Source organism: Pontibacter lucknowensis (assembly GCF_900156415.1).
GTDB classification, from domain to species: Bacteria; Bacteroidota; Bacteroidia; order Cytophagales; family Hymenobacteraceae; genus Pontibacter; species Pontibacter lucknowensis.
In genome coordinates this window covers 359,566-373,736 of the sequence record NZ_FTNM01000006.1, presented here as the reverse complement: position 1 = coordinate 373,736, position 14,171 = coordinate 359,566, and the positions used below count along the sequence as shown (strand labels likewise).

14 protein-coding genes are annotated in these 14,171 nt (G+C 48.6%); 8 read left to right on the top strand and 6 right to left on the bottom strand.

Features of this window, described 5'->3' with window-relative positions; translation table 11 throughout:
* Positions 1 to 39: 39 nt before the first annotated feature.
* Both BW972_RS18325 and BW972_RS18320 read right to left on the bottom strand, forming a co-directional pair.
* Positions 40 to 339 carry a helix-turn-helix domain-containing protein gene (locus BW972_RS18325; protein WP_076423189.1) on the bottom strand — a complete coding sequence of 100 codons (300 nt, stop codon included), beginning with the start codon at positions 337 to 339 and terminating at the stop codon, positions 40 to 42.
* 2 nt (positions 340 to 341) lie between these two features.
* Positions 342 to 680: a type II toxin-antitoxin system RelE/ParE family toxin gene (locus BW972_RS18320; protein ID WP_076423188.1), complete on the bottom strand. Its 339-nt coding sequence runs from the start codon at positions 678 to 680 to the stop codon at positions 342 to 344.
* Positions 681 to 708: 28 nt separating this feature from the next.
* Between BW972_RS18320 and BW972_RS18315 the strand changes: the two genes are divergently transcribed.
* A complete protein-coding gene (locus BW972_RS18315) occupies positions 709 to 1,041 on the top strand; it encodes a hypothetical protein (RefSeq protein ID WP_076423187.1) in 333 nt (110 codons plus the stop codon).
* Between the two features lie 181 nt (positions 1,042 to 1,222).
* Here the strand turns inward: BW972_RS18315 and BW972_RS18310 are convergent, their stop codons facing one another.
* The 4 genes from BW972_RS18310 to BW972_RS18295 all read right to left on the bottom strand — a co-directional run bounded on the left by BW972_RS18310 (position 1,223) and on the right by BW972_RS18295 (position 7,734).
* Positions 1,223 to 2,902, bottom strand: coding sequence for an AlwI family type II restriction endonuclease (locus BW972_RS18310; protein ID WP_076423186.1), 1,680 nt, complete (start codon positions 2,900 to 2,902; stop codon positions 1,223 to 1,225).
* Positions 2,903 to 2,908: 6 nt separating this feature from the next.
* Entirely contained in the window at positions 2,909 to 3,817 is a 909-nt protein-coding gene (locus BW972_RS18305; RefSeq protein WP_076423185.1) for a DNA adenine methylase, read from the bottom strand.
* Positions 3,814 to 4,134, bottom strand: a complete 321-nt coding sequence (locus BW972_RS18300; RefSeq protein ID WP_234986444.1) for a helix-turn-helix transcriptional regulator — start codon at positions 4,132 to 4,134, stop codon at positions 3,814 to 3,816. Before BW972_RS18300 ends, BW972_RS18305 begins: the two co-directional genes overlap by 4 nt.
* 285 nt (positions 4,135 to 4,419) lie before the next feature.
* Complete coding sequence (locus BW972_RS18295; protein WP_317042646.1) at positions 4,420 to 7,734, bottom strand: vitamin B12-dependent ribonucleotide reductase; 3,315 nt, start codon at positions 7,732 to 7,734, stop codon at positions 4,420 to 4,422.
* Between the two features lie 177 nt (positions 7,735 to 7,911).
* Between BW972_RS18295 and ric the strand changes: the two genes are divergently transcribed.
* From ric to nadA, 7 genes are all read left to right on the top strand, one after another.
* Positions 7,912 to 8,868: an iron-sulfur cluster repair di-iron protein gene (gene ric, locus BW972_RS18290; protein ID WP_076423183.1), complete on the top strand. Its 957-nt coding sequence runs from the start codon at positions 7,912 to 7,914 to the stop codon at positions 8,866 to 8,868.
* Between the two features lie 414 nt (positions 8,869 to 9,282).
* Positions 9,283 to 9,783: a hemerythrin domain-containing protein gene (locus BW972_RS18285; RefSeq protein WP_076423182.1), complete on the top strand. Its 501-nt coding sequence runs from the start codon at positions 9,283 to 9,285 to the stop codon at positions 9,781 to 9,783.
* 2 nt (positions 9,784 to 9,785) lie between these two features.
* Positions 9,786 to 10,604, top strand: a complete 819-nt coding sequence (locus BW972_RS18280) for a DUF2249 domain-containing protein (protein ID WP_076423181.1) — start codon at positions 9,786 to 9,788, stop codon at positions 10,602 to 10,604.
* Positions 10,605 to 10,931: 327 nt separating this feature from the next.
* Positions 10,932 to 12,260 carry a hypothetical protein gene (locus tag BW972_RS18275; protein WP_076423180.1) on the top strand — a complete coding sequence of 443 codons (1,329 nt, stop codon included), beginning with the start codon at positions 10,932 to 10,934 and terminating at the stop codon, positions 12,258 to 12,260.
* Positions 12,220 to 12,540: a metal-sulfur cluster assembly factor gene (locus tag BW972_RS18270; protein ID WP_007658699.1), complete on the top strand. Its 321-nt coding sequence runs from the start codon at positions 12,220 to 12,222 to the stop codon at positions 12,538 to 12,540. Before BW972_RS18275 ends, BW972_RS18270 begins: the two co-directional genes overlap by 41 nt.
* A gap of 39 nt (positions 12,541 to 12,579) precedes the next feature.
* A complete protein-coding gene (locus tag BW972_RS18265; protein WP_076423179.1) occupies positions 12,580 to 13,035 on the top strand; it encodes an RrF2 family transcriptional regulator in 456 nt (151 codons plus the stop codon).
* A gap of 46 nt (positions 13,036 to 13,081) precedes the next feature.
* A complete protein-coding gene (gene nadA / locus BW972_RS18260; protein ID WP_076423178.1) occupies positions 13,082 to 14,125 on the top strand; it encodes a quinolinate synthase NadA in 1,044 nt (347 codons plus the stop codon).
* Positions 14,126 to 14,171 lie beyond the last annotated feature (46 nt).

The window sequence follows — 14,171 nt, the reverse complement described above, 5'->3', positions numbered from 1 at the left end:
ACAAGCATTCTTGCCTTCGAGCCTGTTCTTATCGAGCTATTAAAGGAAAGTCAAGCCGATTTTCTTATTCAGTCCTTTTTCAAATATTCTAATCAAGGTAGAAAGCTGGATATCGCCTCTTGCGTTTTCAATTCTGGAGATATAGCTCTTCTTGGTTCCAGCTTTTTCCGCCAATTGCTCTTGCGTCATCTTAGCTTCTTTACGGGCTTCCTTCAGCATTTCACTCACAATAAATAGCTGGGCGCTTTCTTCATAGCTGTTGCGGCTTTCGGTCCCGATTTTGCCGTGCTCTCTTTCAATCAGCTCGTCAAATGTTTTGATTCCTTTATAATCTGTCATGGCTATTTTCCTTTCAATTTAAAATACTCGTTCTTTAGTCGCATTGCCTTCTCTAATTCTTCTTTGGGTGTTTTTTGTGTCTTCTTTTGAAATCCGTTGAAGAGGACCACCAGCCTCCCTTCGTCGAAGCAGCAGAAAATTCTATAAATGTTAGATTGATACTCCACCCTTACTTCATAAAGTCCTTCGTATCCACTCATCGGGGCAAGGAACTTGACGGGCACCCTTTCAACTTGCTTAATCAATTCTAACACGTACTGAATTTTGGTCTTCACCTTAGCGTCTAGGCTTTGGTAAAAGTCTATGAAGTAATCCCCGTGAAAGATGATTTGTCTTATCATACGACAAAGTTATCTTATAAGATAACTTTTGCAAAGAATATCGTACCTATTTGAAATAAATTTCATCATCGGCTACCTGCACCTGTCTTTGCTCGGTTTTGTATCGCTCTTCGTGCTTGGCTTCCTCCTGCAGCAAGGCCTTTACCGACTCGGCCGATATGGCGGTATCGGGCTGGTGCTTTTCCTGGCTGGTTTCTTCGCCACGGAATTGCTTATGTTCGGGCAGGGCACTTTGCTCTGGCTCGGGCTATCGGCTTTGCCAAGTTTCAACTGGCTGATGTTCTGGGCGAGTGTGCCCATGCCGCTGGGGTTGGGGCTGTTGTTTTTGGGGCAGCGGGGGTTGAGGGTGAAGATTGTTTGAATCAGGATTTGCGGGCAATATATTATGAGAATGCAGAGGTCTTTATGATTCAAGTTTGCTCTAAAATTGAATCATAAAGACCTCTGTACTAAAAGTGCTTATTAAGTTAAATTTTAATTAAAAGCAATTCATTTTGCATGGCAACTAAGATGAACAATTACCACTGTTAATTATTTGACCATCATCCAGCCAACCAGTTAAGTGCTTCTTGATTAATTCCATTATACCAATCTATTTCGTTATCTGTGGAGCTTGCTAATTCATTTGAACGTTCAAAAAACCGTTGAACGTGCCTTGGTTCGGGTACATAATTTGCGTTATAAGAGTCCTCAACCATTTTAATGAAAACACTTAATGGTAATGGTACTATCGTTGAGGTGCCACCATAGTATTGGATATTCATTTTGTGCAAAGCGTAAAAATGGGCTTTACAAGCGTCGTTTATGTTCGGTGCAATAAATAAACAGTAAGCAGGTTTTTCTGTTTCTCTCTTAAATTTAGCAAGGTGTCTAGTTACTGGTTCACCTTCTGTTTCATACTGCCTTTGTCCGCTTTGCATGGTTACTTCAACTGTCAAACCAAAGTCTCCATAATCGCAAACAATGTCAGCCATATTACCCTGTGCCGTTGACATGGGATTTCCAAAGTCATCAAATTTGAGATTGGCTTTAATGCTGCCACCGTCTAACATTGTCATTGCTCGCCAAGTATTCCACTCTAAAATCAAAGGAGTATCATATAGCGAATTATCGAGAATTTGTTCAAATGTTGTATTTATATCCTCAAACAGTCGGTAATCTTTAATTGCTTCAACTTGTGCTGTAAGTATTTGCTCTTTTCTGTTTTCTAGCTCGTCAGCAAATATATTTTTAAGGTCTTGTAAAGTTGAAGTAGCTTGGAATTCAATCCGCGGAAATTCAGAGCGTATTTTTTGTTCAAGTAATTCTCTGTTGTCAGTTAGCAATGTCGGAATTTGGGGGTTACCTAGATATGCAACATACTGACTTTCATTATCGACGAAACAAGGTTCTCTATCTGTATGTTGCAAGAAGTAATCAACTTCTTGAATTTTTTCTGGAACAATTGATATTGATTTTCCTAAATGTGAAATGTTAACTAATCCTGTAGCTCTCAAATAACGGAAGCAAGCATCAGCGTAATCACGCATATTGCTAGCTTTTGTTTTAAGAAATTTTGTAATTGAAGCATCATTAGTTTCTCTGGTTCGCGTATTCCCTGAACTAATATCAGCGCTATAAATTTCTCTTAATTCTCTATCAAAAAATTCAGCTCGAAAACGCTTGTAGTTGCCTTTATTCTGCGCTTTTGCTATTCTAAATTGATTGATTTTTTCAATTATTGTCTCGAATTCTCGGTAATTAACTAACTGTAAACCGAAAATCATTAATTCATCAAACTTTAATGAACCTAACTGCCTAATAAGTCTGAAAAGCTCAAGGTAAGGTTTTACCCAAAAATCTGCAGAGTTTTCAGTCGGTTTATGAAATGGGGATGGAACTTGAAATTTGAGTAATTGTCTTAAAAATATTTCATCCTTTCGTCTTGAATTTACTAATTCAACTCCTGCGGGAGTTAGTTCTATCCTAGGTGAAAGAACGACAAAGCCAAGTGCCTTTGGTGCTCTATTTATTCTGTCCCTTGCACTAAATGCAGGGTCATTAGCACCTTCGCCATTGAAAAAGTTTTCCTCTCTCAATAGCTCCATAAAAGCTCTTTGTGTTTCGTTATTCCATTTTTCTCCTGCGAAATGAGTATGTAACAGCCCAATTTCAGGAATCATTTTAGCTGGTGTCCTTGGAGAAGTAGTTACGAAAATTACCTTGCTATCAATTCTAGCCATACCTTATTACTGAACTAACACTTTGTCAAATTCTAAACTAGGGAAATTTTTTTTAGCAACGTTGCCATAATTTGAAATTAATATATGGCTAGCTTCTGATTTGAATCTATTTCTTATATTCACTGCATAGGATTTTCCATATTCATCAACAATCAAATCTCCATATAGCTTTTCTGTTAATGGAGTTCTTCCAATTACCATAAGTGCTTTACATTTCAGCTTCTTGTATTGATTGGCAAGTTCAATTTGATTATTTTCATTAAACCCATCTTTATGTTCTACATTTCCATAGTCTGAAAAAACACAATCGTAGGGTGGGTCTAGAAACATAAAATCATCTTCGGTTGCCATTTTAAATATTTCTGAATAGTCAAGATTATAAATTTCTGTGTTTGCAAGTAAATTGCTATGAGACTTTGTAACTAAAGAAGTATTTAAGTTGGCATATCGCCCGTAGGGCACGTTAAACTCTCCTTTTGAGTTATATCGAATCATCCCCGAATAAGCTGTTTTATTAATGAAGAAATAAAGCAATGCATCAGAATATTGCTTTATTTTTAAATCATTGAACATATCTCTAATTTGATAATAGAGATGTTCATTTTTGTCTTCAACCCTATTTTCAGGAGCTTCACTTTTGAGTTTTTCGAACTTTTTACGATTTATTGTATAAATTTTTTCGATTTCGCTCAATTCAGTTTTAAGCGATTCAAAATCATTTCTAACACCCAAATAAAACGATATAAGTTTTGAGTTAATGTCGTTAATAATTGCTTTTTTAGGTTCTAAATGGAAAAATAATGCCCCTCCGCCAAAAAATGGCTCAATATACCGTCCATTATATTGCGGTACATGTTTAATCAAATGAGGAATTTCTTTTGATTTACCCCCTCTATATTTTACTAATGGCTTCATATTTTGGCAGATTTATAATTTGCGATACTTTCGGCAACTACATTTAAAATTTGTGTTGCATCTTCCTCTTCAGCTATTATTTCATAAATTTTGTCTGCCGACCATAATCGAATTAGTTCTTTTGCTTCAACTTTAAGTAATTTTGCAAGAACTAAAACTTGTTCTCGTTTTGCACGTCTGTCGCCTTTTTCAATCTTGCAGTAAGTTGCTGTGTCAATTTCCAGTGCAGCAGCTAGCTGTCGCTGCGGAATTTGCTCCTCTTCCCTAAGCTTCCTGATTCTGTTTCCAAACATTGTTGACATATTTTGTCTTGACATTATTTGGCAAATATATAATTAATATTTTTGCTTTCAATTATTTATTTTTTTTGTTTTTTTATTAATTCCCATTTAAAAATCATTGCTTTAAAAAAATGCATTAACTAGGCGGGGATGTTTATATTCAAATTCTCTTTCTTCTCTACCCTACCAAAAGTAACACATTAGGAATTTAATAAAGCTAATATAGTCCTTTTTCTATAATCACCAAGTTCAAACATCATACAATAAAAAAACAGGAGCGCCTATATCCAGACGCTCCTGTTTCATTTCCACTCAACTCCCTCAACTACACCCCAAACTATTCCCACAGTTCAGGCATTTGTAGCACGTGCCCGAGCGGATGGTGATGTGGCCGCAGACGTTGCAGATGGGGGCGTCGCCCATCATGTTGGCCAGCACCTGTTGGGTCTGTTCCAGTAGAACGGTGCGGCTCTGCGACACCAGGGTATAGCCATTGGTTTTCACGTCGGTGACTGGCTCGGGCTGGGCCGCTGGCCTTGCTACCGCAGGTATAGCCGCGGCCACGGGCGGGGCGGGTGCTTCTGTTTTCTCACGCGGCACATGCACGAGGTCCTCGCGCTGCAGGTACTCGTAGCCGAGGAGGCGGAAGAGGTAGTCGAAGACCGAGGTGGCGGACTTGATGTTGGGGTGCTCCACGCGGCCCGCTGGCTCGAAACGGGTAAACGTAAAGCGGTTCACAAACTCTTCCAGCGGCACGCCATACTGCAGGCCGAGCGACACCGAAATGGCGAAACAGTTGAGGATGGAGCGGAACGAGGCGCCCTCCTTGTACATATCGATGAACACTTCGCCCAGGTCGCCGTTCGGGTACTCGCCCGTGCGGATGTACACGGTGTGGCCGTCAATCTTGGCTTTCTGGGTGAAACCGCTGCGCTTGTCGGGCAGTTTGCGGCGCTCCACCATGTGGGCCAGTTGCTTGCGGAACGGCTCGTTGGCGGCGTCTTCCAGAATGGCCTTGGCCGCCTGCAGCACCTGTTCGGCGCTAATGCTGTTGTCGGTCTGCGGCGCTTCCGCGTCGGGCGCTTCGTCGGTTTCGGCTTTCTTGCTGCCCGACGAGAGCGGCTGCGAAAGCTTGCTGCCGTCGCGGTAAATCGAACAGGCTTTCAGGCCCAGCTCCCACGACAGGAGGTAGCAACGGGCCACTTCTTCGCGGGTGGTTTCGTTGGGCAGGTTGATGGTCTTGGAGATGGCCCCCGAAATGAACGGCTGCACCGCCGCCATCATCTGGATGTGCCCCTCTGGTCGGATAAAGCGCTTGCCTTTCTGCCCGCACTTGTTGGCACAGTCGAACACGGGGTAATGCTCCTCGCGTAGGTAGGGCGCGCCCTCGGTGGTCATGGTGCCGCAGATGTAGTCGCTGGCTTCTTCTTGCTGGGCATAGGTATAGCCGAGCGCCTTTAACAGGTTGAAGTCAGGCTGGTGGTACTGTTCGGGTCTGAAGCCGAGTCGCTGCAGGGTGGCGTCACCCAGGGTATAGGCACTGAAGAGCGAGGCCACGTCGTAAGCCGTCGGCAGGGCCGCTTCCAGTTTCTGAATCTCTTCCTGTTTGAATCCTTTCGCCAGCAAACTTTCCGCGTTGATGTGCGGAGCGCCCTTGAACGTAGCGTGGCCTTTGGCGTAGTTCACAATGGCCTGCAGCTCGGCTTCGGTATAGCCCAGTTTGCGCAGCGCGGCAGGTATAGACTGGTTGATGATTTTGAAATAACCGCCACCTGCCAGCTTCTTGTACTTCACCAGCGCAAAGTCAGGCTCCACGCCCGTGGTGTCGCAGTCCATCAGCAAACCGATGGTGCCCGTCGGGGCGATGACCGTGGCCTGCGCATTGCGGTAGCCATGTTTTTCGCCCAGTTCCAGCGCTTCGTCCCATGCTTTGCAGGCGGCTTGGTGCAGGTAGTCGGGGCAAAGGGTAGGGGCGAGCGGCTGTGCAGGTATAGACAAGCCTTCGTAGGCTTCGGGCTGGTTGTGCGCGGCCGCACGGTGGTTGCGGATGACGCGCAGCATGGTTTCTGCGTTGGGTTTATACTTCGGAAAAGCCCCTAGTTCGGCGGCCATCTCGGCAGAAGTCGCGTAGGACGTACCTGTCATAATCGCGGTGAGCGCGGCGGCCACCGTGCGGGCTTCGTCGCTGTCGTAGGCGAGGCCCTGCACCATCAGCAAAGCACCGAGGTTGGCATAGCCGAGGCCAATGGTGCGGTAATCGTAGGAGCGCTGCGCTACTTCTTCGGAGGGGAATTGCGCCATCAGCACCGAAATCTCCAGCACCATGGTCCAGAGGCGGCAGGCGTGGCGGTAGGCGTCCACATCAAAAGTCTGCGTGGCTTCATCGAAAAAGCGAATCAGGTTGAGCGAGGCCAGGTTGCAGGCCGTGTTGTCGAGGAACATATACTCCGAGCAGGGGTTGGACGCCCGTATCGGTCCCTCGGAGGGACAGGTATGCCACTCGTTAATAGTAGTGTCGAACTGCAGTCCAGGGTCGGCGCAGGACCAGGCGGCGTCGGCTATCTGGTCCCACAACTCGCTGGCATGTATAGACTTCATTGCCTTGCCAGTGGAGCGGGCGTGCAGGCGCCAGGGTTCATTATTATGGAGGGCTTTAAAAAAAGCATTCGGCACACGCACCGAGTTGTTCGAGTTCTGGCCCGACACGGTCTGGTAGGCTTCGCCGTTGTAGTCGGCCGAGTAGCCCGCCGCAATCAGGGCCGCCACTTTTTTCTCTTCTTCTTTTTTCCAGTTGATGAATTCCACAATCTCGGGATGGTCCAAATCGAGGCACACCATCTTGGCCGCCCGCCTTGTCGTGCCCCCCGACTTAATGGCCCCCGCCGCACGGTCACCAATCTTCAAAAACGACATCAGCCCCGAAGAGCTGCCGCCACCGCCCAGCGCTTCGTCCTTGCCACGGATGTTCGAGAAATTGGTGCCCACACCTGAGCCATACTTAAAAATGCGTGCTTCCTGCACCCACAGGTCCATAATGCCGCCTTTGTTCACAAGGTCATCGTCCACGGCCAGTATAAAACAGGCATGCGGCTGGGGACGCTCGTACGCCGAGGTCGACTCCTGCAGCTTTTCGGTTTCGGGGTCTACATAATAGTGTCCCTGCGCCTTGCCCTTTAATTTATAGGAGTTGTAGAGGCCCGTGTTGAACCACTGCGGCGAGTTGGGCGCGGCGTACTGCCCGAGGAGCATGTACACCAGTTCGTCGTAGAATGCCTGCGCGTCTTCTTTGGTCTTAAAATAACCATGGCCTTCGCCCCACGAGCGCCAGCAATCGGCCAGACGGTGCACTACCTGTTTCACCGATTTCTCGGGGCCCTTGCTGCCGTCGGGCTGCGGAACGCCCGCCTTGCGCAGGTACTTCTGGGCGAGTATGTCCGTGGCAATCTGCGACCACTGGGCAGGCACTTCCACATCCTTTATCTCGGCCACAATGCCGCCGCTCGGGTCGCGGATGGTGGAGGACCGTGTTTCGTAGTCGAACAAGGCATACGGGCTCCCACCGTGTTGGGTGAAGAAGCGGGAAACAGCCAGACCGCTGGCTCGGGGACTTCCTTTTTTCATAAGGCTTGTTTTAATTTTTTTCGTTGATTTTTAATAAGTTATGGTATATCGTGATTGGCTATATAGGCTGGAGTAAATGTAGAAATTAAATAATTAAGAAAAAAAGACCTTTTTATCTTTTATTTAATTATTTTCGTACATACTTTTACATCGGCAATCATTTACAACCCATTATTCATTTAAAACAACACCATGGAAACCATAGAAAAATTAGACGTAACGGTACTGGAGCCACGCATGAAGCACCCGACCATTTTTAACTGGTTCGACAACCTGAATGGCGGCGAGGCTTTCGTGATTCACAACGACCACGACCCGAAGCCCCTGTACTACCAGTTGCTCGGCGAGCGAGGCAATACCTTTAAGTGGGAGTACCTGTTGCAGGGTCCCGAAATCTGGGAAGTGAAAATCTCAAAACTGACTCCCGAAGAGGGGGAGACCGTGGGCGAACTCGTAGCCAAAGACTACCGCAAGGCGCAGGTGTTCAAAAAATACGGCATTGACTTTTGCTGCGGAGGCAAGAAATCGCTGAAACAGGTATGTGAAGAAAAAGGCATTAGCCCCGAAGTAGTTGAAAGCGAGCTGAACGCTATACCTGAAACAGGCAGCGCCACCACACGCGGCAACGAGTACGAAAAATGGAGCCTGAGCTTCCTGAGCGACTACATCGTGAACATGCACCACAGCTACGTGCGCGAGGCTATACCTACGCTGTACGAGTACACCACCAAAGTAGCGCGTGTGCACGGCGGCCGTCACCCAGAGGTAGTGGAAGTAGCCAAGCACTTTGTGAACATCGCCAACGAGCTGGAGGCCCACATGCCGAAAGAAGAGCGCGTGCTTTTCCCATTCATCAAGCAACTGGAAGAAGCCCAGAAGAGCGGCGTGAAAATAGACCGTCCCGCATTCGGCAGCATTCAGAATCCGATCAACATGATGGAGATGGAGCACGAAGCCGCTGGCGACGAACTGGCTGCCATCCGCACTCTGACCAAGAACTACACGTTACCAGCCGATGCCTGCGCGACTTACAGAGTAATGTTCTCGAAGCTGCAGGAGTTCGAAGAAGACCTGCATCGCCACATCCACCTCGAGAACAATGTGCTGTTCCCGAAAGCAGTGGAGCTGGAGAAGGAGGTACTGAAGTAAGGATCAGGATTTTCAGGATTTTTAAAGGGGCCCCCAACCCCCAGGATTAACAGGATTCTCGTGCACGATTAACCCACCCCCAGCCCCTCCCAGGAGGGGAATTTTGGGGAATGATTCGGACAGGTCGCGACCTGTCCCTATAACTGGGAAATCATTTGTTGAGAGTCCCCCTTTGAAGGGGGTAGGGGGATGTTAATCATACACAGGTAAACAGTAGCCCCAGCGCTTATACCTGAAGAAAAGGAGCAACCGAAGATTCCCCTCTTGGGAGGGGCAGGGGTGGGTTTACATCAGTGAGCAAACATCCAGATGACCAAGAGCAAAGAAAAACAACCCTTTCCAACTCCCCCTCCTGTTTTAGGGGTAGGGGCCCTTGAAAAAGGAGGGGGTCGGGGGAGGTAAAACACTACCACTATGACAACTGCAACCAAACCACTGAAACGCGACAAGAGCCTGGTGCCGCTCTCACGGGAGCACCACTTCGGACTGTTGTTCTGCTGGAAGCTTAAGCAAGGCTTAGCCAACGGCACTTCGCTGGAAGTCATGCGCCAGTACATCCAGTACTTCTGGAAAAATGTGCTCAAAGCGCATTGCCGCGAAGAGGAGATCATCCTCAAAAGATTGCTGCCAGAAGACGATGTAAATTCGCTTCGGCTGCACGAAGAGCACCAGTTGATCGAAGCCATCATCGGCCTGATCAACAAACAAAAAACCGTGAACACCTCGCTGGTGGCCACTCTGCAACAGGACCTGACCGACCACATCCGTTGGGAGGAACGCGAGCTGTTCCCCTACCTGCAGACCATGGCTGACCCTGAAGAACTGGCCGATGTGGGCAGGCTGCTGGAGCATGACCTGCAGGAGCCGAAAGACGAGTTCACGCCCGCTTTCTGGGAGCACAAAAAGGTAGCCTAGCCATGGAGCTTTCTGCCACCACCCGCATCTCGACTATTCTGCGGGAGAACCCTGCGGCGATAGAGGCTATCGTGTCGATCAACAAGCACTTTGAAAAGCTGCGTAACCCCGTGCTACGCAAAGTGCTGGCATCACGGGTCACCATCGCCGACGCTGCCCGCATAGGAAAGTGTAGGGTGGAGGATTTTTATGAAAAGCTGCAGCCGCTGGGCTTCAGTGTCGCGTCAACACCAACTCACAACAAAAGGGCAATACCCATGGAAACCGATGTTTTGGAAAGACCTGCCTTTATGGAGAATCTAAAGGCAACAGACACCATCGTGCTGGACGTGCGCGAGACCATTGCCAAGGGCGACGACCCCTTCCTGCAGATCATGGATGTGGTGAACAAGCTGAGTCACGAGCAGGTGCTTTGCATTGTGAACACCTTCGAACCGATTCCGCTCATCGCGATCGTGCGCCCCAAAGGCTTCGAGTACTATACCGAAACGCTGGGACCGAATTTGGTGAAGACCTATTTTAAGCGAGAGGGTGTAGGAGAGAAATTGGAGGTCGCTAATTCCAGGACCGAAGAGAATTTCGATGAGGTTTTGGCCAGGTATAGCGACACACTGCAGCACATCGATGTGCGACAAATGGAAATGCCTCAACCGATGGTGTCTATACTTAGCGCATTGGAAACACTTCCAAAAGACGGGGCGCTGTACGTGCATCACCGTAAGGTACCGCAGTTCCTGTTGCCGCAACTGGCGGAGAGGGGATTTAAAGTGAGTATAAAAGAAGTAGGGCCAAATGAGGTATACCTGTTGATATATAGATAAAGCCCTCGCTCGCGTCCCTCGAATGTGAGCTATCCAGTGGCGTCCCGCCACTTGTACTGACAGGTATAACTCCAAGCGGCCAGAGTCCGCCAAATAGCTCACACTCGCCAGAGGCGAGCGAGGGCAAGAGTATGGATAGGCTAAATGCCGGACCAATGCTGTCTTTTTAGATGACTTATGTCATTTCGACCATCGGGAGAAATCTGGAAATTGTGAACAGAAATTAATGATCCAGATCTCTCAATTCTTTCGAGATGACATATACGGCTTATAGCATGTGATACCAAACCATTAATAACCAGCAATTAACAATAAATAATTACCATCATGAGCGCCGCAACTACTTCCAATTCACCATCTAAATGGCTTGTGCTGCCGCACTACGCCTTCGCGGCGGTGACCTTTGTGGTGCTTTGTCTGCTGCTGGTATTCTCCACCGATTCCTTCGGCGGACACTACTTTCATCCCAAGCTGCTCACGATGACACACGTGGCGGCATTGGGCTGGGCTACGATGATCATCTTCGGTTCGGTTTACCAACTGCTGCCGGTGGTGCTGGAAGTGAGACTCTACAGCGATAAATTAGGTATGGTAGCATTTGCGATGCTGTCAACAGGTACAATCCTGCTCTCCATCGCCTTCTGGAATTTCTGGGTGGGTACCATCATGCACCTTGCGGCCTGCCTGCTTTTTGTCTCATTTTTACTTTTTGCCTATAACGTGGTGCAAACTGCCCGGCAAGTGAAGAAGTGGGGGGTAGAAGCAGATTTTATGGTTACTTCAGTTGTATGGCTGGTGGCTACGGGGCTGGTAGGCGTATTGATGGTCTTCAACTTTCAGTATCCTTTTCTGCCGCAGGACCATGTGCATTATTTGAAACTGCATGCGCACTTAGGTATGGCGGGTTGGTTCCTGCTCCTGATCGTGGGCGTAGGTTCCAAACTGATTCCGATGTTCCTGCTGGCACACCCTGAAGATACCCGAAGCCTGAACTGGAGCTATTACCTGATCAACGGTGGATTGGTCCTCTTCGCGGCAGACCACTTGTTTGTACACAAAGGCTACTATGCGCTTTATGCGGCTATGGTAGTGTCCGGTATAGGTTGCTTCCTCTACTTTCTGTACCAGGCCAAATGTCTTGCCAAACGGCCTGACCTGGATCTGGGCATGAAACAGACCTTCGTGGCGCTGGCTTTGCTGGTGCTGCCTATTGTGCTGGTCTTTGTGGTGACATTGCAGCTTGGCTTACCACAGCACCTGTTGTCTTCGTTATACCTGGTGTATGGGCTGTCCATCTTCTTCGGCTTTGTATCGGCGCTGATTCTGGGGCAGACCTTCAAGACGCTGCCATTCATCGTCTGGATGCACAGCTACGAAGACTATGTCGGCCGCTTCAAAACGCCCATGCCCAAGGACCTGTATAGCGTGACGCTGCTGCGCTGGCAGAACATCGCCTACATCGTGGGTCTGGTGGGTTTGCTGGGAGGGGTGCTGCTGGCAGAGCAAACAGTGATCCTGCTTGGGGCGATACTGCTGAGCATAGCAGCGGTGCTGTATGCGGGCAATGTATTTAAGGTGCTGCTGCACAAGGTGAAAGATTTAAAACCATTTGGATATGAAAACGCAGGAACAGGAGCTCGTCAACGAAGCGTATGAGGCGCTCAAGTATATCATCGACCCTGAAATAGGTATAAACATTGTCGACCTCGGACTGGTATATAAAGTAGTGGTCGACGAAGACAAGGAGGCACTGCGGGTGGAGTTGACACTGACAACGCCGGGTTGCCCCATGAGTGGCACCATTACCACAGCGGCAGAGCAAATGCTGCACAAGCGTTTTCCAAATCTGGAGATAAAGGTGGAGTTGGTATGGCTCCCACCATGGACACCCGAGATGATAAGTGAGGAAGGAATGCGATTACTGGGAAATACCTGATAAATTTGCGATCCGAGCACAGGATATAAAGACAAGGTTATGCTTTCAAAAACAACAGAATATGCCCTGCGGTCCATTGTATACATCGCGATGGCCGACGATGAAGGCAAGCGGGTAGGCATAAAGGAAATAGCGAACGAACTGGAACTGCCGGCCCATTTTATGGGCAAGATCCTGCAGGACATGGTGCGCAAAGGCGTGATCGCGTCTATCAAAGGTCCCCATGGTGGTTTTTTCCTGCACCGTCCCGCCAATGAAATCAGCATTCTGGAAGTAGTGCGCCTGATCGATGGGCTCGAAGCTTTCAAAAAATGCGGTATGGGCATGAAGCAATGCTCTGACAAGCACCCTTGTCCGCTCCACGATGAGATCAAAGTATACCGCGATCACCTCTTACAGGTGTTCCGCGACAAGACTATACAGAGCCTGGTAGACGACGTGAAAACCGGAAAATATTTCATCAAAAACCAACCTGAACCAGTGCTGAACGGCTAAGCTCAAGCTGACCTGAGGCACAGCTCAAACAATTCTAACACATAACATGACAGCGACCCTGACACAGGGTGCCTTCTCTGAAAAATTCAGAGCCATGCACCCTTTTGCCCAAACCGAAGAGATTGCCGCCCTGCAGGAGGCGGTGGAAGAGATCCGGGAACTGAAGCGTGAGAAGAACGCGGTGATCTTGTCCCACTTCTACATGTCGCCCGAACTGCAGGTGCAGCACGCTGATGGCGGTATAGCCGATTTTGTGGGTGACTCGCTCGGACTGAGTGTGGCCGCCAAAAGTGTGGAAGCTGATAACATCATTTTCTGCGGTGTGAAGTTCATGGCCGAAACCGCCAAAATACTCAACCCGGCCAAGCAGGTATTGCTGCCGAGTTTTGAGGCCGGTTGTTCGCTGGCTGAGAGCATCACAGGTGCCGATGTGCGCAAACTCAAGGCGCAGTACCCGGGTGTGCCGGTGGTGGCCTATATCAACACCTACGCGGAGACCAAAGCCGAAGCCGACATCTGCTGCACCTCTCGCAATGCCCTGGACATTGCCCGTTCCTTCGACTCCGACCGGCTGATTTTCCTGCCGGACTTGTTTATGGGCCGCAATCTGCAGACCCGCATCAAAGCGGAGACAGGCAAAGAACTGATCCTTTGGGAAGGTAAATGCGAGGTGCACGAACAGTTCACACCACAGCGTATTAACGGACTCAAAATGATGTATCCCGAGGCCCAGGTACTCGTGCATTGGGAAGTGCCGGACGACACCGTAGCCGATGCCCTGACAGGAGCCGGCGGCGTGGTGGGCAGCACATCGGATATCCTGCGTTTTGTAGGTGAGAGCCAGTCACGGCAGTTCATCTTGGGTTCGGAGTGTGACTTAGGGGCGACCCTGCGCGGCATGTATCCGGAGAAAGAATTTATAGTGCCATGCATCAAGTGTCCGCACATGAAGCAGATTACGATACAGCGTACGCTGCAGGCATTGCGGGCCATCGGCACGGAAGCGGAGCGGATGTATACCGTAGATCTGGCGGAGGATATTCGTCAAAGAGCCTTGCTGCCGATCGAGCGCATGCTGGCCTTTTCTTAGAATTTGAAGTTTTGAAATTAAGTGAGGTCGATAGGTGAGGCAACAA

Coding starts and splice junctions, on each gene's coding strand:
- BW972_RS18320 (WP_076423188.1), bottom strand. CDS start 680: ATGATAAGACAAATCATCTTTCACGGGGATTACTTCATAGACTTTTAC.
- BW972_RS18310 (WP_076423186.1), bottom strand. CDS start 2,902: ATGGCTAGAATTGATAGCAAGGTAATTTTCGTAACTACTTCTCCAAGG.
- BW972_RS18280 (WP_076423181.1), top strand. CDS start 9,786: ATGGAGCTTTCTGCCACCACCCGCATCTCGACTATTCTGCGGGAGAAC.
- BW972_RS18325 (WP_076423189.1), bottom strand. CDS start 339: ATGACAGATTATAAAGGAATCAAAACATTTGACGAGCTGATTGAAAGA.
- BW972_RS18305 (WP_076423185.1), bottom strand. CDS start 3,817: ATGAAGCCATTAGTAAAATATAGAGGGGGTAAATCAAAAGAAATTCCT.
- BW972_RS18265 (WP_076423179.1), top strand. CDS start 12,580: ATGCTTTCAAAAACAACAGAATATGCCCTGCGGTCCATTGTATACATC.
- BW972_RS18275 (WP_076423180.1), top strand. CDS start 10,932: ATGAGCGCCGCAACTACTTCCAATTCACCATCTAAATGGCTTGTGCTG.
- BW972_RS18285 (WP_076423182.1), top strand. CDS start 9,283: ATGACAACTGCAACCAAACCACTGAAACGCGACAAGAGCCTGGTGCCG.
- BW972_RS18270 (WP_007658699.1), top strand. CDS start 12,220: ATGAAAACGCAGGAACAGGAGCTCGTCAACGAAGCGTATGAGGCGCTC.
- nadA (WP_076423178.1), top strand. CDS start 13,082: ATGACAGCGACCCTGACACAGGGTGCCTTCTCTGAAAAATTCAGAGCC.
- ric (WP_076423183.1), top strand. CDS start 7,912: ATGGAAACCATAGAAAAATTAGACGTAACGGTACTGGAGCCACGCATG.
- BW972_RS18300 (WP_234986444.1), bottom strand. CDS start 4,134: ATGTCAAGACAAAATATGTCAACAATGTTTGGAAACAGAATCAGGAAG.